The organism is Streptomyces sp. NPDC002643 (assembly GCF_053592555.1).
Genome location: NZ_JBSFVY010000045.1, coordinates 1 through 26592 on the forward strand (window position 1 = coordinate 1; position 26592 = coordinate 26592).

The following is a 26592-nucleotide window of genomic DNA, read 5'->3' on the forward strand; positions in this document are numbered from 1 at the left end:
AAATAGGGGGGGCTGCGCCCCGCTTTTTCATCGGCCCGCAGGGCCGACTGCAGGGCCGCAGGCCCCTGCTTTTCAGGGGCGCGGGGAACTGCGCGACCAGCCCCCACCCACCCGCAGACGAACTCATCCGTGCGGCATCCGGGTGCTCAACCCCTTCACCCGGCCCTGGCACCCCCGCGCGGAGCGCAACCCTTCCTACGTTGCTGGGTATGACCATCGGATTCTCGTCTCGCACCTCCCGTGTCGCCCGTGCCCTCGTCGGCTGTTCCGCCGTCTGTGTGCTCGGTGGGCTCGCCTTCGCTTCGAGCCCCGACGGCGTACGACCCTCGTTCGCGTCGGGGCCGCAGGACGCCAAGGCGTCCGAGGAACCGTCGCTGTACCGGAAAGGCACCCAGGTGCGGCCCCGGGACGGGGCGCCCAAGGTTCCGCAGGACGTCTCCGCGGTGTCGTGGCTGGTGGCCGACGCAGGGAGCGGTGATGTGCTCGCCGCCCATGACGCGCACCGGAAGCTGCCGCCCGCCAGCACGCTGAAGACGCTGTTCGCGCTGACCGTCATGCCGGGGCTGCCGGCGGGGCTCAGACACACCGTCAAGAAGGGCGAACTGGACGCCGTCGGGGCCGGGAGCAGTCTCGTCGGCGTGAAGGAGGGCCGCAGTTATCGGGTGGCCGATCTGTGGCGCGGGGTGTTCCTCAGCTCCGGCAACGACGCCGTGCGGGTGCTGGCCGGGCTCAACGGCGGCTGGCGCACCACCGCCCGGCAGATGCAGGCCAAGGCCCGGAAGTTGGGCGCCACGGACACCAAGGTGGTCTCGCCCGACGGGTACGACGCGCCGGGGCAGGTGTCGTCGGCGTACGACCTGGCGGTGTTCGGGCGGGCCGGGCTGCGCAACGCGGAGTTCGCCGCGTACTGCTCGACGGCCACGGCGAAGTTCCCGGCGGGCGGCTGGTCGTACGGCATTCAGAACACCAACCGGCTGCTCACCGGCGTGGGCGTGGACCGCTATCGGGGGCTGATCGGGGTCAAGAACGGCTACACCAGCAACGCGGGCAACACGCTCATCGCCGCCGCCGAACGGGGTGGCCGCACGCTCGTCGTCACGGTGATGCGGCCGGCCGCTGGGGGGCTCGCGGTGTACGAGGAGGCGCGGTCGCTGCTCGACTGGGGCTTCCGTGCCGCCGGGCGCGTGGAGCCCGTGGGCTCGCTGTTGCCCGCGCGCCCGGCGGCGGCGCCTCAGGCCCGCTCCGAGTCGTCGCCCCCCGTCCGGGAGAAGCGGGCGAGGGCGGAGGCCGGCGGGCCCGGTTGGGTGGAGGCCGGGGTGATCACCGGTGCCGCCGGGTTGGGGGCGGCGGCCGTGGCGCTGTCCCTGCGGCTCAGGAACGGCAGGCCCACCGCCGACTGACCGATCGGCAGCCCCAGCAGCAGCCCGAGCGTGATCCAGACATAGGCGTTGCTGCCGATGAAGCCGTCGATGCCGGACGCCCCGTCGAACCACAGCCATACGACACTGCTGCACAGCAGCGCGTACAGCGCCGCCGTGAGCGGCCACAGCCTTCGGTGTCCGAGCAGGATCGCGAAGGACGGCAGCAGCCAGACCAGATGGTGCACCCAGGTGATCGGGCTGATCAGACAGGAGGTCAGCCCGGTCACCGCGAACGCGGCGATCCAGTCGGAGGCGTTCACCGCCGTCCGCACCCGCCACGCCCATACGCACAGCACGACCAGAACCAGCGACGCCCAGATGGGACGGCTGGGTTCGTGGGGTGCCATGAAGCGGGCGACGACGCCCTGCAGCGACTGGTTGGAGACATAGTCGAGTCGGCCGATGCGGCCGGTGTCCCACAGGGCCTCGGTCCAGTAGAAGCGTGAGGCGCCCGGGGCGATCCAGGCCGCCGCCGCGGTGGCGGCCGCGGCGACGGCCGTCGCGAGCCCGGCGGCACGCCACCGCCGGGCGATCAGAAGGAGCCCGATGAAGATCGCGGGCGTCAGCTTGACCGCCGCCGCCAGCCCGATCCCGACCCCGGCCCACCGCCCCCGGCCGGTCGCCAGCAGCCAGGCGTCGGCGAGGACCAGGGCCAGCAGCACCAGGTTGACCTGGCCGAAGCTGAAGGTGTCCCGGAGCGGTTCGAACAGCGCGAGGACGCAGAGCAACAGCGAGGTGGCGAACCAGCCGTGGCGGCGGAGGTGCGGCCCGGCGAGCACGTACAGGACGGCCGCGAGCGCCGCCAGGTTGAGGACCAGGCACAGGGCGATCGCCGTGTGCAGTCCCACGAGGGCCATCGGCAGCATCGCGACGGCCGCGAACGGTGGATAGGTGAAGCCGTACACCGTGCCCGGCACCCGGTAGTCGTAGAGCCTGCCGTCGCCGTGGACCCAGGTGTCGATGGCACCGTGGTAGACGCGCAGGTCGAACCAGTCGCGCAGCAGCGGCACGGTCGCCGTGAAGACGGTGACGGCCACGGCGAGGACGACGACCAGGAGAATCCGGGCGCGGTCGGTCCGCGGCAGGGTCCTTGGGCGGGGAGATGGTGTGGTGCCGGTCATGCGGTGCGCTCCAGGATCGGAGCGTCGGCGGCCTGGGACGCCTGGTGGGCCTGCCAGAGGACGACCAGTGCGAGCACTCCCCCGCACACGGCCAGCGTGATCTGCTCGGTGTCCGCCGGGTCGCCGCTGGGCAGGACGGCGAGCGCGAGTATCCCGCTGGCCGCGGCCGCCTTGTGCTGTACGGAGACGGTGGACCGGGCGGCGGCGATGAGGAACAGCCCCCACAACACATACCAGGGGCGTATCGCGGGGCCGAGCACGGCCACGGCGGCGAGGCTCAGGCCCAGCGCGTAGACGGGGCCGGGCCGCAGCCTCAGCCAGATGAACAGCACGACGGCCAGGGTCGCCACGAGCCCGGCGGTGCGCCAGGCCGGGAGCGCGAGCGGGGCGAGGTCGCTGCCGAGGTCGTGCAGCAGATCGCCGGTCATCCGGCCGAGGACGCTGGTCGGGGACCAGTTCTGCGGGGACACCGGGGTCCGCAGGGCCGCTATCCAGCCGTATCCCGTTCCGGCCAGGGCCGTTGCCGTGGCCGTGGTCGCCCCGGCGACCGCCGTCGTCACCGTTGCCGTCCGCACCCATCGGCTTCGGCCGCGCATCACGACGACCGCCAGCAGGCCGAGGGCGGCAGGTGCCTTGACCAGCGCGGCGAGGGTGACGAGGACGACCCCGAGGGCGTACCAGCGGCCCCGGGCGAGTACGAGGCCGACTCCGAGCAGGCCGAGCATCATCGCGTCGTTGTGGGCACCGGCCACCAGGTGCAGCAGGACCAGCGGATTGAGCGCGCCGAGCCACAGCGCGACCGCCGGGTCGGCGCCGCTGTACCGGGCGAGCCGCGGCAACGCCACCGCCATCAGCGCCACACCGAGCAGCGCCACCATCCGCATACCGATCAGCCCGGCCGGTATCCGTCCCTCCGTCAGCGCGGAGAGCCCGGATGCCATCGCGAGGAACACCGGCCCGTACGGGGTCGCCGTGTTCCGCCACATCGGCGAGACCTCGTCCGCGAGCGGTCCGCCGAGCCGGGCGGGGCCGTGTGTGTAGACGTCGATGTGCGCGTCGACCATCGCGCCCTGGGCGAGGTAGCTGTACACGTCCCGGCTGAACAGCGGCGGCGCGAGCAGCAAGGGCGCCGCCCACACCACCAGGACCATCAACAGCGCCCTCGGTGTCGGAGGTTCCGGTCCTCGTACGACCTTGCCGAGCAGCGCCCACGCGGCGATCAGCAGGACGACGCCGAAGTAGACGCCGACCAGGCCGAGCGCGCCGCGTCCCGAGGTCGGGGAGAGCAGGTCCCTGACCGGGAGGGCACCGGCGGTTTCACCCCCTAGGGCGAGGAAGGCGGTGCCTGCCAGGCCGAGGGCCTGGCAGCGGCGTAGGTCGACGGGGAAAGCGATGGCCAACACTTGGGCAGCGTGGCAATGCGGGGTGGCGGCGAGCCGTCTGGATGGAGGCCGGGGTGTTACTTGGCGGTGATCCTATGGGGCTGTTGGGTGTGGGCTGGGTTGCGTCTGCCGAAGTCTGTGCGTTGCAGGGTGCGGGTTCGATGTGGTTGATCGCGCAGTTTCCCGCGCCCCTGGGTTGGCTGCCCTACTCCCTGTTCAGAAGACCGACAGACCCGTCAGTGTCGTAAAGCGGTCCAATGCCGCCACTCCCGCCACCGAATTGCCCCGCTCGTCCAGACCCGGACTCCACACGCACAGCGTGCATCTCCCCGGTACCACCGCGATGATTCCGCCGCCCACACCGCTCTTGCCCGGGAGGCCCACCCGGTAGGCGAAGTCGCCTGCCGCGTCGTACGTTCCGCAGGTCAGCATGACCGCGTTGACCTGTTTGGCCTGGCTGCGGGTGAGGAGGCGGGTGCCGTCGGCGCGGATGCCGTGGCGGGCGAGGACGGTGGTGGCCAGGGCGAGGTCGGCGCAGGAGGCCTCGATGGAGCACTGGCGGAAGTACTGGTCCAGCAGCAGCGGGACGGGGTTCTCGATGTTGCGGTAGGAGGTCATGAAGTGTGCGAGGGCCGCGTTGCGGTCGCCGTGGGCGGCTTCGGAGGCGGCGACCTCCTCGTCGAAGTCCAGGGCCGGGTTGCCGCTCTCGGTGCGCAGGAAGTCCCGTAGGGAGCCGGCCGCGTCTCCCGTACGGGTCTGGAGGCGGTCGGTGACGACCAGGGCGCCCGCGTTGATGAAGGGGTTGCGGGGGATGCCGTTCTCGTACTCCAGCTGGACCAGGGAGTTGAAGGGGTTGCCGGAGGGTTCGCGGCCGACGTGTTCCCAGAGTTCGTCGCCCTCGCGGGCCAGGTCGAGGGCGAGGGTGAAGACCTTGGTGAGGGACTGGGTGGAGAACGGTTGGCGCCAGTCCCCCACGCCGTAGACCGTGCCGTCGAGTTCGGCGACGGCCATGCCGAAGCGGCGGGGGTCGCGGGCGGCGAGGGCCGGGATGTAGTCGGCGGGGCGGCCCCGGCCGGGGGTGCGTTCGATCTCCTCGGCGATACGTTCCAGGACCGGCTGGAAGGGGAGCGACGACGTCGTTGTCATGATCGCCATTGTGCCTCCGACCGGCCGGTCCCGATACGTATCCGCAGGTCAGGCCGCCGGGGCTCCGTTACCGGCGAGCACCTCGGGCTTCAGCAGCTGCCGGAGGCGCTCGGCGGGCAACAGGCCCTTCTCCTGGACGAGTTCGGCGACGCCCCGGCCGGTGGCGAGGGCCTCCTTGGCGATGTCGGTGGCCGCCGTGTACCCGATGTGCGGGTTCAGGGCGGTGACCAGGCCGATGGAGTTCTCGACCGCCGCGCGGAGTTCGTCCTCGTTGGCGGTGATGCCGTCCACGCAGCGCTCGGCGAGGGTCAGGCAGGCGGCGCGGAGGTGGGTGAGCGATTCGGACAGGGAGTGCAGGATGATCGGCTCGAAGGCGTTGAGCTGGAGCTGTCCGGCCTCGGCGGCCATGGTGATGGTGACGTCGTTGCCGATGACCTCGAAGGCGACCTGGTTGACGACCTCGGGGATCACCGGGTTGACCTTGCCGGGCATGATCGACGAACCGGCCTGTACGGGCGGGAGGTTGATCTCGTTGAGACCCGCGCGCGGCCCCGACGACAGCAGCCGCAGATCGTTGCAGCTCTTCGACAGCTTCACCGCGATCCGCTTGAGCACACCCGACATCTGCACGAACGCGCCGCAGTCCTGGGTCGCCTCGACCAGGTTGGCGGCGGTGACCAGCGGGAGTTCGGTGATCTCGACGAGGTGGCGGCGGGCCGACTCGGTGTATCCGGCGGGGGCGTTGAGGCCGGTGCCGATGGCGGTGGCGCCGAGGTTGATCTCGTGGATCAGCTCGACGGCCTCGGCGAGACGGCTGCGGTCCTCGTCCAGCATCACCGCGAACGTCGAGAACTCCTGGCCCAGGGTCATGGGGACGGCGTCCTGGAGCTGGGTGCGGCCCATCTTCAGGACGTCACGGAACTCGACGGCCTTGCGGGCGAAGGAGTCCTGGAGGACCGCCATGGCCTTGAGCAGCTCGCGCACCGCGTAGACGGTCGCGATCTTGACGGCGGTGGGGTAGACGTCGTTCGTGGACTGGCCGAGGTTGACGTCCTCGTTCGGGTGCAGGAACTGGTACTGGCCCTTTTCGTGACCCAGCAGTTCCAGCGCACGGTTGGCGACGACCTCGTTGGCGTTCATGTTGGTGGAGGTGCCTGCGCCGCCCTGGATGACGTCCACGACGAACTGGTCGTGCAGCCTGCCCTCGCGGATCTCGCGGCAGGCCTCGATGATCGCGGCGGCCTTCTCGGGGGCGAGCAGGCCGAGTTCCTGGTTGGCGCGGGCGGCGGCCTCCTTGACGGCGGCCAGGGCCTCGACGAGGTGCGGGTAGGCGGAGATCGGGGTTCCCGTGATGGGGAAGTTCTCCGTGGCACGCAGGGTGTGGACGCCCCAGTAGGCGTCGGCGGGTACGTCGCGGTCTCCGAGCAGATCGTGTTCGCTACGGGTCGCTGCGGCGGCGGTCATGGCTGGGTGGGCCTTCTTTCGTGAGGTGCGGTGGGGTGAGCAGGGCGTGTGGCGTCGCGCACGGATCTTGTTTCGCCCCCGCCGCCCCTACCCGTCCCATCCCCGGGGCGCTGCCCCGGACCCCCGCTGGGGGCCGCGCCCCCAGACCCCCGCATCGGCCTGCGGCCTCGTCCTCAAACGCCGGACGGGCTGAAGGTGCGAGGCCCGCTTTCCAGTCGACCGAGTCGGGTGGTGGGTGGGCATGGGCCGGGGTCCAGGGGGCGGAGCCCCCTGGGATGGGACGGGTAGGGGCGGCGGGGGCGATGAAAGCCACATGAGGCGGGCTACTGACGCGGCAGCGGGTCCAGAGCGCGGACCGGGCGGACGTGGCCGACCGTGCGGCCGCCGCCCAGCAGGGCCTCGCCCGCGAACTCGGCGAGAGCCACAGCATCGACGCCCACCCGCGCCAGCGCCGCCGCGGTCACCGGGATACGCGCCCGGTTGGCGCCGTCGGCGATCTTCACGGCGACCGCCCGGCCGTCGGGGAGGGCGGCGACCTGGACGCCCTCGAAGCCGTCCTTGGTGAGCAGTCCGGGCACGGCCCGCATCAGCGCGGCCACATCGCGCCCGGCGCCGGACGCCATCTCGGGGTGGGCGCGCATCGCGTCGGCGACCGTGCGCTCGGGGGTGCCCTCGGTGGCGGTGGTGATGCGGGCGAGGGCGCGGGCGAGGCCGTGCAGGGAGACGGAGAAGAGCGGGGCGCCGCAACCGTCGACGGTGACCTGGGCGATGGCCTGCCCGGTGAGGTCCTCGACGATCTCGGCGATGGCCTGCTGCAAGGGGTGGGCCGGGTCGAGATAGTCGTCGAGGGACCAGCCGTTGAGCTTGCAGGTGTAGAGCATGGCGGCATGCTTGCCGGAGCAGTTCTGCGCGAGGCGGGAGGGCCCGCGCCCGTCACGTATCCACTGATCCCGCACGGCCGGGTCGTACGGCATGTCGGTGACGTTGCGCAGGTCGTCCTCGGTGGCGCCGGCGAGGTCGAGGATCTGCCGGGTTCCGGCGAGGTGGCGTTCCTCGCCGGAGTGGCTGGCCGCGGTCAGCGACAGCAGTTCGCCGTCGAGCGGCAGTCCGGCGCGCAGCATGGCCACGGCCTGGACCGGCTTGAGCGCCGACCGGGGGTAGAACGCCGCCTCGATGTCGCCGAGTTGGAGTTCCACCTCCCCGTCGGCGCCCAGCACCACGGCGGAGCCGTAGTGGATGCCCTCGATGACACCTCCGCGTACGAGGTGGGCAAGGGGGGCGTGGAGCGGCTCCCGGATCGCGGGGGCCGCGGCCACCGGAACCGCGGGGGTGCCCGGGGCGCCGGTGGTCGTGGGGTCGTACATCACCGCTTGCTTCACTTCTTCACAACTCCGGCCGGCTGCTGGGCGACCCGGCGTCGTACGCCGAACCAGCCCGCCACCAGCGCCAACACGATCAGGGGGAGGCACAGCACGGTCGTGCGTCCGGCGCCGCCGTCGGCGTACATCAGGACCAGCACCGAGGCCAGGAAGAACAGGGTCACCAGCTCGGTCCAGGGAGAGCCCGGCAGACGGTAACTCGGCCGGGTCAGCTCGCCCTTCTCGGTCTTCTGCCAGAAGAGCAGGTGACAGATCATGATCATGCCCCAGGTGGCGAGGATGCCGATGGCGGCGAAGTTGAGCACGATCTCGAACGCCTCGGCGGGAACCACGAAGTTCAGGCCGACGCCCAGGACACAGATACCGCTGGTGAGCAGAATGCCGCCGTACGGGACCTGGCTGCGGCTCATCACTCCGGTGAACTTCGGGGCGGACCCGGCCATCGCCATGGAGCGCAGGATGCGGCCGGTGGAGTACAGGCCCGAGTTGAGCGAGGACATCGCGGCGGTGAGCACGACCAGGTTCATGATGCCGCCGGCCGCGGGGATGCCGATGTTGGAGAGCACCGTCACGAAGGGACTCTCGCCGGCCTTGTACGAGGACCAGGGCAGCAGCATCGAGAGGAGGACGACCGAGCCGACGTAGAACAGGCCGACGCGCCACATGATCGAGTTTATGGCCTTGGGCATGATCTTCTCGGGGTTCTCGGTCTCACCGGCGGCGACGCCGACCAGTTCGACGGAGGCGTAGGCGAAGACGACGCCCTGGATGATCAGCAGCATCGGCAGGATGCCGTTGGGGAAGAGGCCGCCGTTGTCGGTGATCAGGGACGGGCCGGGGGTGTGGCCGTCGACGGGCTGCTGGGTGACCAGCAGGAAGATGCCGATGCACATGAAGACGACGAGCGCGCCGACCTTGATGATCGCGAACCAGAACTCCAGTTCGCCGAACATCTTCACCGAGATCAGGTTCACGGCGAGGACGACCGCGAGGGCGACGAGCGCGATCACCCACTGGGGGATGTCGGAGAACATGCCCCAGTAGTGGGTGTAGACGGCGACGGCCGTGATGTCGGCGATACCGGTGGTGGCCCAGTTCAGGAAGTACATCCAGCCGGCCGTGTACGCGCCCTTCTCGCCCAGGAACTCTCGGGCGTACGAGACGAAGGCACCGGAGGAGGGCCGGTAGAGGACCAGTTCGCCGAGGGCGCGGACGACGAGGAAGGCGAAGATTCCGCAGACCGCGTACGCGATGAACAGGGAGGGGCCGGCGTCGACGAGTCGGCCGCCGGCACCGAGGAAAAGGCCGGTGCCGATCGCGCCGCCGATGGCGATCATGTTGACGTGCCGGGACTTCAAGGACTTGCTGTAGCCGGCGTCTCCGGCGTCGACGTGTCCGGAGGTGGGGCGCGTCTCTTCTTTGAGGTGCTGCTCGCTCACGCCTCGGGTCCGCCTTCCGTGGGGCTGTCCGTGCGGGGGGAACGCACGATGTCGGTGAGGGTGGTCTCGACGCGGTCGAGGTGGTGGGACATGGCCTCCACCGCGTCGTGTTCGGAACCGTCGATCAGTGCCTCGACGATGGCCCGGTGCTCGCGGTTGGACTGCTCGCGGCGTCCGCCCAGTTCGTTGAGGAAGGCCGACTGACGCGCCAGTGCGTCGCGGATCTCCTCGATGACCCGGCGGAACACCGGGTTCTGGGCGGCCTCGGCCACGGCCAGATGGAAGAGCGTGTCCATCGCGACCCAGGCGGTGGTGTCGGTCTCCCGCTCCATCCGGTCAAGGAGGTGGGCCAGATGGTCCAGGTTCTCCGGGGTACGGCGCACCGCCGCGTACCCGGCGACCGGGATCTCCACATGGCGGCGCACTTCGAGCAGGTCGCTGGCGGTGAAGTCGCCGAAGGTGGGGTCCTCGACGGTGTTCGCGATCACGAAGGTGCCCTTGCCGGTGCGGGACTGGGTCAGGCCCATCACCTGGAGCGCGCGCAGTGCCTCGCGCAGTACCGGACGGCTCACTTCGAGCTGCCGGCACAGCTCCGCCTCGGAGGGGAGCTTGTCGCCGATGGCGTACTTGCCGCGCTCGATGGCGCCGCGGAGGTGGAGGAGCACCGCTTCCATGGCACTGACGCGCCGGGGTGCCGAACCACCTGTCTGGCTGTCTGACAGGTTCACGGGGGTGATCCTGCGGGTGACGGGACGGGGCTGTCAAGAGGGCCGGGACGGGATCTTCGAGCGGGCGACGGATTGGATCTTCGGGCCGGGAGGCGTGGATCAGTGCCAGGGGCGTCCCGGCCGGGTGGTCCTGTCAGTCGTGGTCAGCGGTGGTCAGCTGAGTCCGCCCGCGCCGAGCAGCCCGAACAGCAGCACGCCCACGACGATCCGGTACGCCACGAAGACATGGAACGAGTGCTTCGCCACGAACCTCAGCAACCAGGCGATGGAGGCGTATGCGACCGCGAACGACACGGTCGTACCGACGATCAGCGGGGCCGCCCCGGCCCCCGTGCCGAGTGCGTCCTTCAGTTCGAAGAGCCCGGCGCCGGTGAGGGCCGGGATGCCGAGGAAGAACGAGAGTCGGGTGGCGGTGACCCGGTCGAGGTCGAGCAGCAGCGCGGTGGACATGGTGGCGCCCGAGCGGGAGAAACCGGGGAAGAGCAAAGCGAGTATCTGCGAACCGCCGACGAGCATCGCGTCCCGGAACGAGCTGTCGCCCTCGCCCCGCTCGCGCCTCCCCCGCCGCTCCGCCACCCACATCACGGCACTGCCGACGAGCAGCGATCCGGCCACCACCCACAGCGAGGCGAGCGGCCCCTCGATCAGCGGCTGGGCGACCAGACCCACGATCACGATCGGCACGGTCGCGGCGATCACCCACCACCCGAACCGGTAGTCCCGGTCGCCCCGCTCCCGCGCGTCGAACAGCCCCCGGAACCAGGCGCCGCCGATCCGGGCGATGTCCCCGCGGAAATACAGCAGCACGGCGGCGATCGCCCCGACCTGGATGACCGCGGTGAACCCGACGACGGCCCTGTCCTCGACCTGTATCCCCATCAGCCCTTCGGTGATCTTCAGATGCCCGGTGGAGGACACCGGCAGATACTCGGTCACTCCTTCCACCGCTCCGAGGACGACGGCCTGACCGACGGTGATGGCGCTCATGGGGTCGAGTTCTGTCCAGTTCTGCTCGGCGACACGGGAAGAGGAGGCAGTCGTACCGCATCCGGGTAAGGGCCGAGTCCGGGCAGGCGGCTTCCAGGGGCCGCCGGTCTCACAGCCACAGGGCCTCGGCCGCCGCCGCGCCCATATAGGCCGCCCCGAGCCCGGCCATCACGCTGGCGATCACATAGACGGCGGCGTGGAAACGGGCGCCCTCCTGGGCGATCCGCAGGGCTTCGTAGGAGAACGTCGAGTACGTGGTGAGCGCCCCGCACAGTCCGGTGCCGAGGAGAAGCTGCAGGTGGGAGGAGGCGGCACCGGCGGTCACGGCACCGGTGAGGAGGCCGAGGACGAAGCAGCCCGCGGTGTTCACCGTGAAGGTGCCCCAGGGGAAGGGCGTGTCGTGCTGGGCCTGCACGGCACGGTCGGTGAGATAGCGCAGCGGGGCGCCGACCATTCCGCCGACGATGACGAGCACCCAGTTCACGACGACTTCTTACCTTTCTCAGGGGCGACGGCACGGGTCCCGGGAGCCACGGCCCGGGCGAGCGTCACGGCGAGCCAGACCGCCGTGAGGGCGGCGAGGAGGGTGGCGGCGAGATAGGCGAGGGCGATGCTCGGGTGCCCCGCCGCGATCTGACGCTCTATGTCGACGGCGTACGTCGAGAAGGTGGTGAAGCCGCCGAGGACTCCGGTGCCGAAGAAGGGCCGCATCAGGGGATGGACGTCCCAGATCTCCGTGATCGCCACTATCAGCAGCCCGATCACGAAGCAGCCGATGACGTTGACCCAGAACGTGGTCCAGGGGAAGACACCCGGCTGACCGGGCCAGATCCGGGACGCGCCGTAACGGGCCACCGCACCGATCGCCCCGCCGAGGGACACGACCGCGACGACGGACACCTGACCGTGCCACAGCGGCGGCCGGCCGGTACAGGGGGGCGGATCGGTGACGGGGGCGTCGGGTGACTGAAGGGCGTCGACGCCGTCGGTCGGTGGGACTGTCATCTCGCGTGCGCACTCCTTGCTCGGCCCGTCCCCGGCAGGGCCGGCTCAGTGGCCCTCGCCCGGCAGCTCGCACACCGCGACCCCGTTCTCCCACAGGCTTCCCAGGATCAGCCGGCCGTCGGCCACACAGGCACTGGTCACCATACGGAACCGGGATCGGCGATCCACGACCGAGTCCACGATCCGACCCTGATCATCGACCGCGACGACCCCCGCGAACCCGAGCGGCCGATACGGTGCCCGCACCGCCACCCGGCTCACGGCCCGCCGCACGGCGGGACCGGCCCGGTGCAGCGCCTCCAGCGGACCGATGCGCGGCCCGGCCAGCGCCACCCACATCAGCCCGTCCGCGTCACGCCACATGTTGTCCGGCGTGCCCGGCAGGTCCTCGACGAACGGCTCGCTCGTGCCCGCCGTCGCCCCGGTGAGCCAGTGGCGGGTGAGCCTGCGGTCCCCCGTCTCCGCGATCACCAGGAAGGACTCGTCGGCGGAGGACGCGAGCCCATTGGCGAACTGCAGCCCCTCCAGCACCACTTCGGGCCGCTCCTCCCCCGGCGCCAGCCGCAGCAGCCGCCCGGTCCCGGTGTGCTCGACGATGTCGCCGATCCAGTGTTCGAGGGGATAACGGCGGGTGGAGACGGTGAAGTAGACCGTCCCGTCGGACAGCGCCACCACGTTGCTGCAGAACCGCAGCCGCTCCCCGTCCACTTCATCGGCGAGCATCCGCACACCGCCGTCGCCGGTCGCCACCCGCAGCAGCCCCCGCCGGGCGTCGCACACCAACAGGTCGCCGTCCGGAAGGAGTTCGAGGCCGAGGGGCCGGCCACCGGTGTCGGCGACCGTCTCGACCCGGGCCCGATCGGGCTCGGCGAGGCCGTCCAGCCGCAGAATCCGTCCGTGCTCCACGCCGGTGAGGACCCGCCCGCGCTCGTCGACGATGACGTCCTCGGGGCCACGTCCGCCGATACCGATGAAGGCGTGCGGTACGAGTCCGGTGCCCCGTCCGTTCGTCCCCGCCACCGCGCGTGTCATCCCCGCCGCCTCCCGCTCGTCCGACCCGATGCGTTCGGTGGCCATCCTCGCAGGTGGGAGCGACCGTCTTCGCGAGTGGGAGGATCTCGGTCCGGTGGCTCGTGAAAGCGGGCGGCCCCGCGCCCGAAAGGGGCGCGGGGCCGTGTCGATGTGCGGCTTCCGCCGCGTGGGCGCGACCGGCCCCCATCGGCCGGCAGCTCCCCCATGACCTACGACTGACCGCTACCGGTGGCTGAACCAGGCCATCGCCGGCAGCGCCTTGTCGTCGTACCCGAACAGCGCCTGGTTCTCCCAGCCGTTACCGCTGGAGGCGTCCGTCGGGTCCCACCCGTTCCCCGTGACAGCGGTCCAGGTGGACTCCCAGTAGAAGACACCGAGGCCGCGGCCGTTCGGGACGGCTTCGACGATGCTGGCGATGTCCTTCATCCAGCGGGTCTGACCGGCGGTCGTGGCCGGGTAGCCGGAGACGAGTTCGCTGGACAGGTCGATGATGTTCTCGTGCGAGTCCTCGCTGTCGAGGCGGAACGGGTAGGCCGTCTCGGCGACGAAGACCGGCTTGGAGTAGCGGGAGGCCGCGTCGTCCAGGGTGGTCTGGAAGTCGGCGAGGGTGCCGTGCCAGTAGCCGTAGTACGACAGGCCGATGACGTCGAACTTCACACCGTTGGAGACCGCGCTGTCGAACCACCAGCGGGTGCCGGACAGATCGCCGCCCTTGGCGAGGTGCAGTGCGACCTGGGTGGAGGAGTTGACCGCCTTGACCGCGTCGTAGCCGGAGTTGAGCAGTCCGGCGAGCTGGCCCCAGTTGGAGGTGGAGCCCGTCGGCCACAGCATGCCGCCGTTGATCTCGTTGCCGACCTGGACCATGTCGGCGGTGGTGCCCTGGGCCTTCAGGGCGTTGAGCACGTCGTAGGTGTGGTTGTAGACGTCGGTCTTCAGCTGGCTGTAGCTGTGGCCGGTCCACGGCGACGGCACGGTCTGGGCGCCCGGGTCGGCCCAGGTGTCCGTGTAGTGGAAGTCGACCAGCAGCTTCATGCCCTGCGCCTTGATGCGCTGGGCGGCCGCCAGCACGCGCGCCTTGTTGTTGTAGCCGTCGGCGGGGTTCACCCAGACCTTGACGCGGGCGTAGTTCTGGCCGGCGTTCTTCAGGATGGCGAGGGCGTCGCCGGTCGAGCCGGAGCTCCAGCGGTAGACGCCGCCCTTGGCCTCGCTCTTGATGAGCGACGACACGTCGGAGCCCTTGATGGCGAGGCCGGTCGTGCCGGACGCGAAGGTCAGGTCGTCGACGTTGATCCAGTTCCCGGCATTGGCATCGGAGTTGATGCTGATGGTGCACTGGTTGTTCGTCACGGCGATGGAGGTGACGATACGAATCCAGCCGCTGGAGGAGACCGGGATGTCGGTGCGCTGCTCGGCGCTGCCGCAGTTCTTCAGCGCGATGTACGCGGAGTTCTGGCCGCCGCCGGAGCGCACCCAGGCGGTGAGCTTGTAGTTGCCGTTGGTCAGGCCGGAGAGGTACTGGTAGGTCTCCACCTTGTAGGCGGAGGACGACCAGTGGGTGAGACGGTAACTGCCGCCGTGGCCACCGGACTCGGTGAAGGAGGCGGAGTTCTGTCCGGCCGCCGAGTAGGTCGACCAGCCCGCCGGGGTGGCGGTGCCGGTGCCGTCGGACTCGAAGCCTCCGTTGGTGAGAGTGGAGGCGGCGTGGGCCGAGGTGGCCGGCAGGGAGGTGAGCGCCAGGCCCGCGAACAGCGGTATCAGCAGGGCCTTGAGGGCGCGTCTCGCGTGGAACATCGTCGTCCCTTCGACAAGGACGGGGACCGTAAAGGGGGTGTTGCGGCGGCGCCGTAACCCGAAGGCCGTGGGCACGGCGCCGCCCTGACCGACCGGAGGTCCCCAGGAATGTCCGGCCGGTGTCGGGGGGACCCGGGGCTGATGATCGCCTCCGGGCCGGGAGCGGCGGCCGTCACCTCTACGGCTCGGTGACGCTGCCGCCGCCCACTTCTGTGTGTCGGTCAGCCGTCGAGTCGTACGACCCTGACGGCCCCGGCGGGCACGGCGAGGTGGCCCGCCGCCCGCTCACCGGTCAGCAACTCGGTGCCGTCCGCGTCCAGCGGCACCTTCGTGTCGAGCGCGGTGTGGTTGATCGCGAAGAGGAAGTCGCCCGACTCCCCCGCCCGGCGCACCACTTCCACGTCACGCGGCAGATCGGCGCGCGGCGTGACCCCGGCGTCGTCGGCGGCCCAGCCGAGCAGCGCGTCCAGGCCCTGGGCGTCGAGGCGGGTCGAGACGTACCAGGCGGAGCCGTCGCCGAGCCGGTGCCGGGTGACGGCGGGCCGGTCGACGGCGAGCCCGTCAGCGTACGTCCACACGGTCTCGGCGCCGCGCGGCACGACGAACTCGGTCCACACGTCACCGGTGAGTTCGGAGCCGTCGGGCCCGGTGATCCGGACGCTCTCCCCGGCGAGCAGCGGCGAGAACTCCTCCACCGTCAGCCCGAGGACGTCCCGCAGGGCGCCCGGGTACGGGCCCTCGTGGACGGCGTCGTGCTCGTCGACGATCCCGGAGAAGTACGAGACGACGAGGGTGCCGCCGTTCTCGACGTACGCCTTGAGGTTGCGCCCGGCGGCCTCGGTCATCAGATACAGGGCCGGCACGACGACGAGGGGATAGGCCGACAAGTCGGCTTCCGGGTGGGCGAAGTCGACCGTGAGGTGGCGGTCGTAGAGGGCCTCGTAGAAGGCGTCGGCGCGTTCGCGGGCCTCGTGGTCCTCGCTGGGGCGCCAGGCAAGGCTCTGCGCCCACCAGGAGTGCCAGTCCCACAGGACGGCCACGTCGCCGACGGTCCGGGTGCCCTGGATCTGGGCCAGCGAGTCGAGGGTGGCGCCCAGTTCGACGACCTCGCGCCACACCCGGGAGTCGGTGCCGGCCTGCGGCAGCATCGCCGAGTGGAACTTCTCGGCGCCGCGCCGGGACTGGCGCCACTGGAAGAACATGGCGCCGTCGGAGCCCCGGGCCACATGGGCGAGGGAGTTGCGGGCCATCTGGCCGGGGGCCTTGGCGGGGTTGCGGGCCTGCCAGTTGACGCCGGAGGTGGAGTGCTCCAGGAGCAGCCAGGGGGCGCCGCCGCCCACCGAGCGGGTGATGTCGGCGGCCATCGCGAGGTTGACGTGGGTGCGGCGGCCGTCGGTCATCAGGTAGTGGTCGTTGGTGACGATGTCGACCTCGCGGCCCCAGGCCCAGTAGTCGAGGGAGTCGCACTGGCTGAGCGCGGTCATGAAGTTCGTGGTGACCGGGATGCCGGGCGTGAGGCGGTGCAGGATGTCCCGCTCCCTCACGAAGTTCTCGCGGATGGTGGCGTCGGCGAACCGCTTGTAGTCGAGGGCCTGGCCGGGGTTGCCGACCGTGGGGGTGACGCGCGGCGGGTTGATCTGGGCGAAGTCGGTGTAGTGCTGCCCCCAGAAGGCCGTCCCCCAGGCCTCGTTGACACCCGCGACCTCGCCGTACGTCCGCTCCAGCCAGCGGCGGAAGTGCGCGGCGCAGGAGTCGCAGTAGCAGGCGGAGACGGGAACGCCGTACTCATTGTGCACATGCCACATGGCGAGTGCGGGGTGGCCGGCGTAGCGCTCGGCGAGCTTGGTGGTGATGTTCGCGGCGGCGGCACGGTAGTCGGCGTTGCTGTGGCAGATGGCGCCGCGTGAGCCGAACTCGTAGCGGGTGCCGTCGGCGGCCACGGGCAGCGCCTCGGGGTGCTCGCGGTAGAACCAGACGGGGGGTACGACGGTGGGGGTGCCCAGGTCGACGCGGATGCCGTTCTCGTGGAGCAGGTCGAGGAGGCGGTCGAGCCAGTCGAAGTCGTACACGCCCTTCGAGGTCTCCAGCAGGGCCCAGGAGAAGATCCCGACGCTCACCATCGTGACGCCGGCCTCACGCATCAGCCGGACATCCTCGTGCCAGACGATTTCCGGCCACTGCTCGGGGTTGTAGTCACCACCGAAGGCAAGCCTGGTGAGGCCCGTGGGGGTGGTCTCCGGCATGGGTCTCTCCCGTTACATCGATCATTTGGGAACGTGCACACACAGCGGCGCGGTGCGAGGCCAACATAACCGCACAGCAACAACCATTGACAAGTGTCCGGGATGTTTCTCTACTGTGAACGCTCACAGATGCACCTTCTGTGAGCGTTCACAGATGCATGCAGCATGGCAGGTCCTCGCAGCCGATGAGGACCCAGGTCAGGGGAGAAAGATCCATGCCCAACATCACGAGGCACCGTCGCTTTGTGGCCACCGCCGTCGCCGTGACTCTCGGCGCCACCACTCTTGCCGCCTGTGGCGGGTCCGACGACGACAGCGAGGCCCAGTCGGGGCCGGCGAAGCTGACGTTCTGGTCGTGGGCCCCCGGCATGGACAAGGTCGTGGACCTGTGGAACGAGGGTCCCGGCAAGGAGCAGCAGATCACGGTCACGTTCAAGAAGCAGGCCTCCGGCGACACGCTCGTGACCAAGATCCTCACCGCGCACAAGGCGGGCAAGGCCCCGGACCTGGTGCAGGCCGAGTACCAGGCGCTGCCGACACTGGTCAGCAATGACGCGGTCGCCGACATCTCGGGCGAGGCCGGCGACGCGAAGAGCAAGTTCGCCGACGGCGTCTGGCAGCAGACGACGCTCGGTACGGACGCCGTCTACGCGATCCCGCAGGACATCGGGCCGATGATGTTCTACTACCGCGAGGACCTCTTCAAGAAGTACGACCTGACGGTCCCCACGACCTGGGACGAGTTCGCCGAGACCGCGCGCAAGCTGAAGAAGGCGGACGCGGACGTCGACCTGACGACGTTCTCCGCCAACGACTCCGGCCTGTTCGCCGGTCTCGCCCAGCAGGCCGGCGCCCAGTGGTGGACCACCGAGGGCCAGAAGTGGAAGGTCGGCATCAACGACACGGCCTCCCAGAAGGTCGCCGACTTCTGGGGCGGCCTGGTCAAGGAGGGCGCCATCGACAACCAGCCGATGTACACCCCGGCCTGGAACAAGGCGCTCAACACCGGCAAGCAGATCGCCTGGGTCAGCGCGGTCTGGGCGCCCGGCACCCTGACCACGGCGGCCCCCGACACCGCGGGCAAGTGGAAGATGGCGCCGCTGCCGCAGTGGTCGAAGAGCGAGAACGTCACCGGCAGCTGGGGCGGCTCCTCGACCGCCGTCACCACGGACTCCAAGAACAAGGGGGCCGCCGCGAAGTTCGCCACCTGGCTCAACACCGACCCCGAGGCGGTCGCGGCCCTGGCGAAGGAGAGCGGCATCTACCCGGCCGCCACCACCGCGCAGACCAGTGACGCGTTCGCCGAGCCGCCGGCCTTCTTCTCGAACCAGTCGGACTTCTACACCAAGGCCGCCGAGATAGCGAAGACCACCGCGCCCTCCGCGTGGGGCCCGAACGTGAACGTCGCCTACACCACGTTCAAGGACGCGTTCGGCGCCGCCGCCAAGAACAAGTCGGACTTCGGTGCCGCCCTGGACGAGATGCAGGACGACACGGTCGCCGACCTCAAGAAGCAGGGCTTCGAGGTCGCTGAGTGAGCACCGCACGCCGGAGGTCGTACGGGGTCAAGGGGGCCCCGTACGTCTTCCTCCTCCCCGCCACCCTCCTCTTCGCCCTGTTCTTCGCGCTGCCCATCGGCTACGCGATCTGGCTCAGCCTCCACAAGGTCGAGGTCAAGGGCCTCGGCCTCGGATCGGGTGCCCGGTCCGAAGTCTGGGCCGGCTTCGAGAACTACGCCGCGACCTTCACCGACTCCGAGCTGCTGGACGGCGCGCTGCGCGTGCTCGGCTACGGCGCGATCGTGGTGCCGGTGATGCTCGGTCTGGCGCTGGTCTTCGCGCTGATGCTGGACAGCGAGAAGGTCCGGCTGGCCCCCTTCACCCGGCTGGCGATCTTCCTGCCGTACGCGGTTCCCGGTGTCGTGGCGGCCCTGCTGTGGGGCTTCCTGTACCTGCCGGACGTGAGCCCCTTCTACTTCGTGCTCGACAAGCTGGGCCTGCCGCAGCCGGATCTGCTGGACGGCGGCGGCCTGTACGCGGCGCTGTCGAACATCGCCATCTGGGGCGGCACCGGCTTCAACATGATCGTCATCTACACCTCGCTGCGGTCGATCCCGGCGGAGGTCTACGAGGCGGCCAAGCTGGACGGCGCGACCCCGCTCCAGATCGCGTTGAAGATCAAGATCCCGATGGTGGCGCCCTCGCTGGTGCTGACCTTCTTCTTCTCGATCATCGCCACGCTCCAGGTGTTCAGCGAGCCCACCACCCTCAAGCCGCTCACCAACTCGGTCTCCACGACGTGGAGTCCGCTGATGAAGGTGTACCAGGACGCCTTCGGTGAGGGTGACATCTACTCGGCGGCCGCGGGCGCCGTGGTGATCGCCGTCGCCACACTGGTCCTCTCCTTCGGCTTCCTGAGGGCCGCGAACACCCGTAGCAAGCAGGAGGCAGCACGATGAGTTCTCTTGCCATCCGCAAGACCGCCCCGGCCGCCGGCACCACGCCCGGCACCGCCCAGGGCCCGCCGCTGCGCCGTCGGATCGCCCTCGTCCCGACGCTCACCCTGCTGCTGGGCGCGATCTACTGTCTGCTGCCGGTGGCCTGGGTGGTGATCGCGTCCACCAAGTCGGGCAGCGAGCTGTTCTCCACGTTCACCTTCCTGCCGGGCACCGGTCTCACGGACAACGTCACCGAGCTGAACGCCTACCGCGACGGCATCTACTGGAAGTGGATGGGCAACTCCGCCCTGTACGCGGGCCTGGGCGCCCTGCTGTCCACGGCGGTCTCCGCGGTCAGCGGCTACGCGCTGGCGATCTACCGCTTCCGGGGCCGCGAGACCGTCTTCAACGTCCTCATGGCGGGTGTGCTGATGCCGCCGGTGATCCTCGCGATCCCGCAGTATCTGCTGCTGGCCAAGGTCGACCTGGCGGACACCTACTGGTCCGTGCTGCTCCCGCTCGTCCTCTCCCCCTACGGCGTGTATCTCTCCCGGATCTACGCGGCCGCCGCCGTGCCCGGTGATGTGGTCGAGGCCGGACGGATGGACGGCGCGGGCGAGTTGAGGATCTTCACCCGGATCGCGCTGCCGATGATGGTGCCGGGTCTGGTGACCGTCTTCCTGTTCCAGTTCGTCGCCGTGTGGAACAACTTCCTGTTGCCGTACATCATGTTGGCCGACGACGAGAAGTTCCCGATCACCCTCGGCCTGTTCACCCTGCTCGAACAGGGCAACAGCCAGCCGGCGCTCTACACCCTGGTGATCACCGGAGCGATGCTGGCGGTGATCCCGCTGATCGCTCTCTTCCTCGCCATCCAGCGCTTCTGGAGCCTCGACCTGCTCTCCGGAGCCGTAAAGTCATGACCATGAGCAACACGGGGGGCCGGCGCAAGCCGCCCACGATCCACGACGTGGCCCGCGAGGCCGGGGTCTCCCGAGGCACCGTCTCGCGCGTGCTCAACGGCGGGCACTACGTCAGCCCCACGGCTGCGGAAGCCGTCAACGCCGCGATCCGCAAGACCGGTTACGTCGTGAACCGGCACGCGCGATCACTGATCACCGGGCGGTCGGACTCCATCGGCTTCCTGCTGACGGAGCCTCAGGAGAAGCTGTTCGAGGACCCCAACTTCAATGTCCTGCTGCGGTGCTGCACCCAGGCACTGGCCGCGCACGACATCCCGCTGCTGCTGATGCTCGCGGGTACGGAGGACGAACGGCGCCGGATAACGCGGTACATCACCGCCGGGCACGTGGACGGCGTCCTGCTGGTGTCCGGCCACTCGGCCGACCCGGTGGCCGAGGAACTGCGCGAGGCGGGGGTCCCCCTCGTGCAGTGCGGCAAGCCCATGGGGCTCGGTTCCAAGGTGAGCTATGTGGCCGCCGACGACCGCGACGGCGCCCGTGACATGGTGCGCCATCTGCTGGCGCTGGGCCGCCGCCGTATCGGTGTCGTCACCGGTCCGCTGGACTCCCCCGGCGGTGTCGACCGCCTCGCCGGGTACAAGGAGGTGCTCACCGACGCCGGTATCGGGGTCGACGAGCGACTCATCGTCTCCGGCGACTACAGCCGGGCCAGCGGGGAGGCGGGCACCGAGCGGCTGCTGGCGCAGGCCCCGGACATGGACGCGGTGTTCGTGGCGTCCGACCTGATGGCCCAGGGCGCCCTCGCCGCACTGCGCCGGGCGGGGCGCCGGGTCCCCGAGGACATCTCCCTCGGCGGCTTCGACGACTCCACCGCCGCCGTCGAGTCCACCCCGGCCCTCACCACCATCCGCCAGCCCTACGACCGCATCAGCAACGAGATGGTCCGCGTCCTGCTGGCCCAGATCGGCGGCGAGGACCCGGCGGCGGTGATCCTGCCGACCGAGCTGGTACGGCGGGAGTCGACGTGAACGGCGGCGGGCCCGGCGATTGAACACCCCACGGGACCAGCCGCTGAACACCCCACGGCACCGGCCGCGTACTATCCCGCGTAGTATCGCCGCAAAGAAGCTTCACAGCTTCCTTCCGTGCCTGTTCCGTGTCTGTGGAGGATCAGCCCGGCCGTGAGTGTGAGCCGTACCGTACGAGCAGGAGGTGCCCTCGGGCATCTGCTGCTCGTCGTCGTGCTCGCGCTCGGTGTCTTTGTGATGCACACGGTCGGGCACCCGGAGGAGCACTCCGGGGCCGCGAGCAGCACACACGCGGCGATGACCACGTCGCAGGACATCCCGGTCGAGGTGTCTGCGACCCTCGGCCACCGGGCCGACGTCATGGTCTCCTCCGACCGGCCCGCCCTGCCCATGGACATGACGTCGCTGTGCGTGGCCGTGCTGCTCGCCGTGTGGGTGCTCTCCGCGCTGGTCCGGGCCGCTCTCGCGCGTCGCACCGACCCGACCGCGGCCCTTCTCTCGCGGAAGCCGGTGGGCCTGCGCCCCGATCCGCCCCCGCTGAGACCACCCGATCTCGCTCGCCTCTCGGTTCTGCGGCTGTAGGCCGTACGCCCTCCCGTGGCCGCGCATCCCTGCGCACGCCACGGCGACGACGTACGCCCGAAAACATCCGAGAACCAGCAGTACGAGGTGAACGCACCATGTCTTCCTACGCACGTTTCCCGCGCCGTATGCCGGCCGTGACCGCCCTGGCCGTCGCGGCCCTCCTGCTCACCGCGTGCGGTGGCGGTGGCGACGACGCCGGCGCGCAGAGCGCCGACTTCAACGACGCGGACGTCGCGTTCGCGCAGATGATGATCCCGCACCACGAGCAGGCCCTGGAGATGGCGCGGCTCGCCGACGGGCGGGCCTCCGACTCCGAGGTCAAGGATCTCGCCGCCAAGGTCGAACAGGCCCAGGACCCGGAGATCGAGACGATGACGGGCTGGTTGAGGTCCTGGGACCGGCCGACGTCCGCCGACTCCATGCCGGGCATGGACCACGGGGACGACGGGATGATGTCCGACGCGGACATGACCGAGCTGAAGGCCATGAAGGGCACCGAGTTCGACAAGATGTTCGCCCAGATGATGATCGAGCACCACGAGGGCGCCATCGCCACGGCGAAGGACGAGCAGAAGGACGGCGAGAACGCCGACGCCAAGAAGATGGCCGACGACATCGTCGCCGCCCAGTCCGCCGAGGTGAAGCAGCTGGAGGCCGTCCTCGAACGGCTCTGACGCGCGGGCGGGCCGCCCGGTGTAATCCCACCGGGCGGCCCGCCATCACTCGAACGGTCGTCCCGGTCGTGTACGCGAGGCAGGGCGGCACCGGGGTGGGTGGGTCGCGTGGGGGTACTCGGCGGGCACCGGTCGCGGATTCGGTTGGACACTGGACTGCGGCCGGTGTGTGCCGACGGACGAGACCAGGACGCGACTGTCATGAACGACCACAGGGAATCCGAGAGCGCGACGAGCGCCGAGAATGTCGTCTCCACCCATTCCGTGTTCGGCGCCCCCTGCTGGGTGAGCCTGACCAGCCGGGACGTACCGGCCACGGAGAACTTCTACTCGGCGGTGCTCGGCTGGCGCTGGCGGTCGGCCAGGCTCGGCGACCACTTCCGGATCGCGCTGGCCGACGGGGTGCCGGTCGCGGGGGTCGCCGGGGTGGCGGCGATGTGGCAGATGGCGGTCGCCTGGACGCCGTACTTCGCCGTGACCGACGCGGACGCGGCGGCGGCCCGGGCCAGGGAGCGCGGCGGCACGGTCGCCGTCGGCCCGCTCTCCTTCCCTCCCGGCCGGGCGGCGCTGCTGGCGGACCGCCACGGGGCCTCCTTCGGGATCTGGGAGGGCGAGCTGTTCACCGACTGGGAGACCTGGCGCAAGGCGGCCCCCGCCTTCATCCGGCTGCACACCCGGGACGCCTTCGACGCCGCGATCTTCTACGGCGAGGTCCTGGAGTGGGCCTCGGACAAGCCCGGCTGCTGCCAGGTGCGCTACGAGGAGCACGAGGTCGTGCTGCGCAGCCAGGGCGAGGTGGTGGCCCGGATCAGCTCCGGGGCGCTGGAGGCGGCCCCGGACCCCACGATCCGCCCCCACTGGCAGATCCACTTCTCGGTCTCGGACGTCGCGGCCTGCGCCGAGACAGCCCAGCACCATGGCGGCACCCTGCTCTCCCAGACCCCGGAGGAGGCGGTTTTGCGCGACCCGGACGGCGCCCAGTTCACAATCACCTCACGCGGCGAGCACTGAGCCGTCCGACGGTCGCGGGGAGGAGTACAGGGCCTGCTTCTCCCCCAGCGGCCGGCCGGCGACCTGGCCGCGCCACAGCACCAGCCCATGGCGTCGCTCCCAGCGAGCGGCGCACAGCGCTTTGACGATCCGGTCCGGCACGAGCGCCAGCGGCCAGAAGGCGAACAGCGGTTCCCACAGCAGGGCGACGGTCAGCGACGGGAGCGCGACGGAACAGAACCACAGGACGCTGAAGGCGCGGCGGAGGGACTCCCGCGGCGTGGGCAGTGCCGGGTCCTGCTCCGTCAGCGGGAGGGCGGTCTCGAAGTCGCGTCTCTCGCTGCCCTCGTGGTCGATGGAACAGGACAGCACCCCGCACACCGTCAGGAACGCGACCAGGACCGCGCCCGTCTTCCAGACGCCGGCGGCGAGCTGCGGGGCATCGCGTATCACGTGGACGACACTCACGGTGACCGCCAGGGCGAACGCCGCTTCGGCGGCCGTGACCAGCTGGTGGTGGACGTATCTGACCATGGGAACCCCCTCGCGCCGGCGTCCCCGGGAGGGGCGTGGCCCACTCCGCGCACGGGGAGGACGGCGGTACAGGGTTGGTCCCCGTTCGGCTCCCCTTCGAACCGCACAACCGCCCACGCCCGCCCCGCCGTTCACCCGCCCCTGGGCGGCCGTGACAGCAGCACCAGCGCGCGGGCCTCCACGGTCACTTCCGCACCCGCCTTGTACTCCGACTCGTCGGGGTCGGCGTCCGGGTCGTCGGCGGTGTCGATCCGTACCGTCCAGCGCTCGCCGTACGCCCTGCCGGGGAGGCGGAAGGGCGTCGGTTGCCAGTGGCTGTTCAGCAGGAGGAGGAAGGAGTCGTCGACGACGGGGCGGCCGTGGGGGTCGGGTTCGGCGATGGCGTCGCCGTTGAGGAAGACGGCGACGGAGTGGGCGTCGGCGCGCTCCCAGTCGGCGTCGGTCATCCTGTGGGCGTCCGGCCGCAGCCAGACCAGGTCGGGCAGCGGCCGGCCGGCGTGGGTCGCCGTCTCGCCGTGGAAGAAGCGTCGGCGCCTGAGGACCGGGTGGACGGCGCGCAGGGCGATGAGGCGGCGGGTGAAGTCCAGCAGGGCCCGCCGTTCCTCGTCGAGCCGCCAGTCGATCCAGGAGACCTCGTTGTCCTGGCAGTAGGCGTTGTTGTTGCCGCGCTGGGTGCGGCCGGACTCGTCGCCGTGGCTCAGCATGGGGATGCCCTGGGAGAGCAGCAGGGTGGCGAGGAGGTTGCGTTGCTGGCGGGCGCGGAGCGTACGGACGCGGGGATCGTGTGTCGGGCCCTCGGCACCGCAGTTCCAGGAGCGGTTGACGCTCTCGCCGTCCCGGTTGTCCTCTCCGTTGGCCTCGTTGTGCTTGTCGTCGTAGGAGACGAGGTCGCGCAGGGTGAAACCGTCGTGCGCGGTCACGAAGTTGACGCTGGCGCGCGGTCGGCGTCTGCTGTGCTCGTACAGGTCGGCGGAGCCGGTGAGGCGGGAGGCGAACTCGCCGAGGCTGCCCGGCTCCGCGCGCCAGAAGTCCCGTACGGCGTCGCGGTACTTGCCGTTCCACTCCGACCACAGCGGCGGGAAGTTGCCCACCTGGTAGCCGCCCTCGCCGACGTCCCACGGTTCGGCGATCAGCTTGACGCGGCTGATCACCGGGTCCTGCTGGATGAGGTCGAAGAATGCCGAGAGCCGGTCCACCTCGTGGAACTGCCGGGCCAGCGTGGCGGCGAGGTCGAAGCGGAAGCCGTCCACCCGCATCTCGGTGACCCAGTACCTGAGCGAGTCCATGATCAGCTGGAGCACGTAGGGGTGCCGCATCAGCAGGCTGTTGCCGGTGCCGGTGGTGTCGTAGTAGTGGGCCCAGTCACCGTCCACCAGACGGTAGTACGAGGCGTTGTCGATGCCACGGAAGGAGAGGGTGGGGCCCTTCTCGTTGCCCTCGGCGGTGTGGTTGTAGACCACGTCGAGGATCACTTCGAGCCCGGCCGCGTGCAGCGCCTTGACCATGGACTTGAACTCGATGACCTGCTGGCCCCGGGTGCCGTGGGCGGCGTAGGAGTTGTGCGGCGCGAAGAAGCCGAGGGTGTTGTAGCCCCAGTAGTTGGAGAGGCCCCGGTCGATCAGGACGCCGTCCTGCACGTACTGGTGGACCGGCATCAACTCGATCGCGGTCACGCCGAGCGAGGTGAGGTGGTCGATGATCGCCGGGTGCGCCAGTCCGGCGTAGGTGCCGCGGAGTTCGGGGGGCACGTCGGGGTGGGTGCGGGTGAGGCCTCGGACGTGGGCCTCGTAGACGACGGTGTCGGCGTACGGGCGTGAGGGCGGGCGGTCGTCTCCCCAGTCGAAGGAGGGGTCGGTGACCACACCGAGCATGGTGTGCCCGGCGCTGTCGGCGCCGGGTTCGTAGAGCGAGCGATGGTTGTCGACCTGCCCGTCCACGGCCCGGGTGTACGGGTCGAGGAGGAGTTTCGCCGGGTCGCAGCGGTGGCCGGCGGCCGGGTCCCAGGGGCCGTGCACCCGGTAGCCGTAGCGCTGGCCGGGGCCGATGCCGGGGAGGTGGCCGTGCCAGACGAAGCCGTCGACCTCGGTCAGCGGGACGGAGCGATGGCGGCCGGCGTCGTCGACGAGGACGAGGTCGACGCGCTCGGCGACCTCGCTGAACAGCGCGAAGTTGGTGCCCGTGCCGTCGAAGGACGCCCCCAGCGGGTAAGGGTGCCCGCTCCAGACGGGCACCCTCTTCCTGTTCCGCGCCACGGTCACCGCGTGTCTTCGTACGCGGCCGACG

22 protein-coding genes and 1 pseudogene are annotated in these 26592 nt (G+C 70.3%); 8 read left to right on the plus strand and 15 right to left on the minus strand.

Annotated elements, in window-relative coordinates; genetic code table 11:
* Positions 1-209: 209 nt before the first annotated feature.
* Complete coding sequence (locus ACWD4G_RS40500) at positions 210-1400, plus strand: D-alanyl-D-alanine carboxypeptidase family protein (protein ID WP_451302804.1); 1191 nt, start codon at positions 210-212, stop codon at positions 1398-1400.
* A gap of 227 nt (positions 1401-1627) precedes the next feature.
* On the opposite strand, the pseudogene ACWD4G_RS40505 reads toward ACWD4G_RS40500, so the two are convergent.
* The 13 genes and pseudogenes from ACWD4G_RS40505 to ACWD4G_RS40565 all read right to left on the minus strand — a co-directional run.
* A pseudogene (locus tag ACWD4G_RS40505) lies at positions 1628-2542 on the minus strand (glycosyltransferase family 87 protein); the annotation flags it as partial.
* Positions 2539-3936 carry a polyprenol phosphomannose-dependent alpha 1,6 mannosyltransferase MptB gene (mptB, locus tag ACWD4G_RS40510; RefSeq protein WP_451302888.1) on the minus strand — a complete coding sequence of 466 codons (1398 nt, stop codon included), beginning with the start codon at positions 3934-3936 and terminating at the stop codon, positions 2539-2541. The gene mptB and the pseudogene ACWD4G_RS40505, both read right to left, overlap by 4 nt.
* 204 nt (positions 3937-4140) lie before the next feature.
* Complete coding sequence (locus tag ACWD4G_RS40515; RefSeq protein ID WP_451302806.1) at positions 4141-5079, minus strand: glutaminase; 939 nt, start codon at positions 5077-5079, stop codon at positions 4141-4143.
* Between the two features lie 39 nt (positions 5080-5118).
* The gene (gene aspA / locus ACWD4G_RS40520) at positions 5119-6534 is read right to left on the minus strand and encodes an aspartate ammonia-lyase (protein WP_451302808.1); all 1416 of its coding nucleotides are present in this window, start codon (positions 6532-6534) and stop codon (positions 5119-5121) included.
* Positions 6535-6857: 323 nt separating this feature from the next.
* Positions 6858-7898 (minus strand): asparaginase, encoded by a 1041-nt coding sequence (locus ACWD4G_RS40525; RefSeq protein ID WP_451302810.1) that lies wholly within the window; start codon positions 7896-7898, stop codon positions 6858-6860.
* Positions 7899-7909: 11 nt separating this feature from the next.
* Positions 7910-9352 (minus strand): amino acid permease, encoded by a 1443-nt coding sequence (locus ACWD4G_RS40530; RefSeq protein WP_451302812.1) that lies wholly within the window; start codon positions 9350-9352, stop codon positions 7910-7912.
* Positions 9349-10080, minus strand: coding sequence for a FadR/GntR family transcriptional regulator (locus ACWD4G_RS40535; protein WP_451302814.1), 732 nt, complete (start codon positions 10078-10080; stop codon positions 9349-9351). The genes ACWD4G_RS40530 and ACWD4G_RS40535 overlap by 4 nt, the downstream gene beginning before the upstream one ends.
* A gap of 153 nt (positions 10081-10233) precedes the next feature.
* Complete coding sequence (locus tag ACWD4G_RS40540; RefSeq protein WP_451302815.1) at positions 10234-11067, minus strand: undecaprenyl-diphosphate phosphatase; 834 nt, start codon at positions 11065-11067, stop codon at positions 10234-10236.
* A 109-nt stretch (positions 11068-11176) separates the two neighbouring features.
* Positions 11177-11551: a fluoride efflux transporter CrcB gene (gene crcB, locus ACWD4G_RS40545; RefSeq protein ID WP_451302817.1), complete on the minus strand. Its 375-nt coding sequence runs from the start codon at positions 11549-11551 to the stop codon at positions 11177-11179.
* Entirely contained in the window at positions 11548-12072 is a 525-nt protein-coding gene (crcB, locus tag ACWD4G_RS40550) for a fluoride efflux transporter CrcB (RefSeq protein ID WP_451302819.1), read from the minus strand. Before crcB (ACWD4G_RS40550) ends, crcB (ACWD4G_RS40545) begins: the two co-directional genes overlap by 4 nt.
* Before the next feature lie 45 nt (positions 12073-12117).
* Positions 12118-13104, minus strand: coding sequence for an SMP-30/gluconolactonase/LRE family protein (locus ACWD4G_RS40555; protein WP_451302890.1), 987 nt, complete (start codon positions 13102-13104; stop codon positions 12118-12120).
* A 222-nt stretch (positions 13105-13326) separates the two neighbouring features.
* Entirely contained in the window at positions 13327-14895 is a 1569-nt protein-coding gene (locus tag ACWD4G_RS40560) for a glycoside hydrolase family 53 protein (protein ID WP_451302821.1), read from the minus strand.
* A 221-nt stretch (positions 14896-15116) separates the two neighbouring features.
* Positions 15117-17138 (minus strand): beta-galactosidase, encoded by a 2022-nt coding sequence (locus ACWD4G_RS40565; RefSeq protein WP_451302823.1) that lies wholly within the window; start codon positions 17136-17138, stop codon positions 15117-15119.
* A 215-nt stretch (positions 17139-17353) separates the two neighbouring features.
* On the opposite strand from ACWD4G_RS40565, the gene ACWD4G_RS40570 reads away from it, so the two are divergent.
* The 7 genes from ACWD4G_RS40570 (at position 17354) to ACWD4G_RS40600 (ending at position 23796) form a co-directional block, all read left to right on the plus strand.
* A complete protein-coding gene (locus ACWD4G_RS40570; RefSeq protein ID WP_451302825.1) occupies positions 17354-18676 on the plus strand; it encodes an extracellular solute-binding protein in 1323 nt (440 codons plus the stop codon).
* On the plus strand, positions 18673-19596 hold the full coding sequence (locus tag ACWD4G_RS40575; RefSeq protein ID WP_451302826.1) for a carbohydrate ABC transporter permease: 924 nt from the start codon (positions 18673-18675) through the stop codon (positions 19594-19596). The genes ACWD4G_RS40570 and ACWD4G_RS40575 overlap by 4 nt, the downstream gene beginning before the upstream one ends.
* Complete coding sequence (locus ACWD4G_RS40580; RefSeq protein ID WP_451302828.1) at positions 19593-20498, plus strand: carbohydrate ABC transporter permease; 906 nt, start codon at positions 19593-19595, stop codon at positions 20496-20498. Before ACWD4G_RS40575 ends, ACWD4G_RS40580 begins: the two co-directional genes overlap by 4 nt.
* Entirely contained in the window at positions 20495-21526 is a 1032-nt protein-coding gene (locus ACWD4G_RS40585; protein WP_451302830.1) for a LacI family DNA-binding transcriptional regulator, read from the plus strand. Before ACWD4G_RS40580 ends, ACWD4G_RS40585 begins: the two co-directional genes overlap by 4 nt.
* 153 nt (positions 21527-21679) lie before the next feature.
* Entirely contained in the window at positions 21680-22108 is a 429-nt protein-coding gene (locus ACWD4G_RS40590; protein ID WP_451302832.1) for a DUF6153 family protein, read from the plus strand.
* 98 nt (positions 22109-22206) lie between these two features.
* Positions 22207-22785 (plus strand): DUF305 domain-containing protein, encoded by a 579-nt coding sequence (locus ACWD4G_RS40595; RefSeq protein ID WP_451302834.1) that lies wholly within the window; start codon positions 22207-22209, stop codon positions 22783-22785.
* Between the two features lie 201 nt (positions 22786-22986).
* Positions 22987-23796, plus strand: coding sequence for a VOC family protein (locus tag ACWD4G_RS40600; protein ID WP_451302836.1), 810 nt, complete (start codon positions 22987-22989; stop codon positions 23794-23796).
* On the opposite strand, the gene ACWD4G_RS40605 is transcribed toward ACWD4G_RS40600, so the two are convergent.
* Both ACWD4G_RS40605 and glgX read right to left on the minus strand, forming a co-directional pair.
* Positions 23779-24309 carry a hypothetical protein gene (locus ACWD4G_RS40605; RefSeq protein WP_451302838.1) on the minus strand — a complete coding sequence of 177 codons (531 nt, stop codon included), beginning with the start codon at positions 24307-24309 and terminating at the stop codon, positions 23779-23781. The genes ACWD4G_RS40600 and ACWD4G_RS40605 overlap by 18 nt on opposite strands.
* Before the next feature lie 131 nt (positions 24310-24440).
* Positions 24441-26567, minus strand: coding sequence for a glycogen debranching protein GlgX (gene glgX, locus ACWD4G_RS40610; protein ID WP_451302840.1), 2127 nt, complete (start codon positions 26565-26567; stop codon positions 24441-24443).
* Positions 26568-26592: the final 25 nt, after the last annotated feature.

Excerpts from the sequence above, each read along its gene's own strand:
- ACWD4G_RS40540 (WP_451302815.1), bottom strand. The coding sequence starts at position 11,067 with ATGAGCGCCATCACCGTCGGTCAGGCCGTCGTCCTCGGAGCGGTGGAA.
- ACWD4G_RS40605 (WP_451302838.1), bottom strand. The coding sequence starts at position 24,309 with ATGGTCAGATACGTCCACCACCAGCTGGTCACGGCCGCCGAAGCGGCG.
- ACWD4G_RS40600 (WP_451302836.1), top strand. The coding sequence starts at position 22,987 with ATGAACGACCACAGGGAATCCGAGAGCGCGACGAGCGCCGAGAATGTC.
- ACWD4G_RS40515 (WP_451302806.1), bottom strand. The coding sequence starts at position 5,079 with ATGGCGATCATGACAACGACGTCGTCGCTCCCCTTCCAGCCGGTCCTG.
- ACWD4G_RS40565 (WP_451302823.1), bottom strand. The coding sequence starts at position 17,138 with ATGCCGGAGACCACCCCCACGGGCCTCACCAGGCTTGCCTTCGGTGGT.
- ACWD4G_RS40570 (WP_451302825.1), top strand. The coding sequence starts at position 17,354 with ATGCCCAACATCACGAGGCACCGTCGCTTTGTGGCCACCGCCGTCGCC.
- ACWD4G_RS40525 (WP_451302810.1), bottom strand. The coding sequence starts at position 7,898 with ATGTACGACCCCACGACCACCGGCGCCCCGGGCACCCCCGCGGTTCCG.
- ACWD4G_RS40555 (WP_451302890.1), bottom strand. The coding sequence starts at position 13,104 with ATGACACGCGCGGTGGCGGGGACGAACGGACGGGGCACCGGACTCGTA.
- ACWD4G_RS40580 (WP_451302828.1), top strand. The coding sequence starts at position 19,593 with ATGAGTTCTCTTGCCATCCGCAAGACCGCCCCGGCCGCCGGCACCACG.
- aspA (WP_451302808.1), bottom strand. The coding sequence starts at position 6,534 with ATGACCGCCGCCGCAGCGACCCGTAGCGAACACGATCTGCTCGGAGAC.
- ACWD4G_RS40595 (WP_451302834.1), top strand. The coding sequence starts at position 22,207 with ATGTCTTCCTACGCACGTTTCCCGCGCCGTATGCCGGCCGTGACCGCC.
- ACWD4G_RS40585 (WP_451302830.1), top strand. The coding sequence starts at position 20,495 with ATGACCATGAGCAACACGGGGGGCCGGCGCAAGCCGCCCACGATCCAC.
- crcB (WP_451302819.1), bottom strand. The coding sequence starts at position 12,072 with ATGACAGTCCCACCGACCGACGGCGTCGACGCCCTTCAGTCACCCGAC.
- ACWD4G_RS40500 (WP_451302804.1), top strand. The coding sequence starts at position 210 with ATGACCATCGGATTCTCGTCTCGCACCTCCCGTGTCGCCCGTGCCCTC.
- ACWD4G_RS40560 (WP_451302821.1), bottom strand. The coding sequence starts at position 14,895 with ATGTTCCACGCGAGACGCGCCCTCAAGGCCCTGCTGATACCGCTGTTC.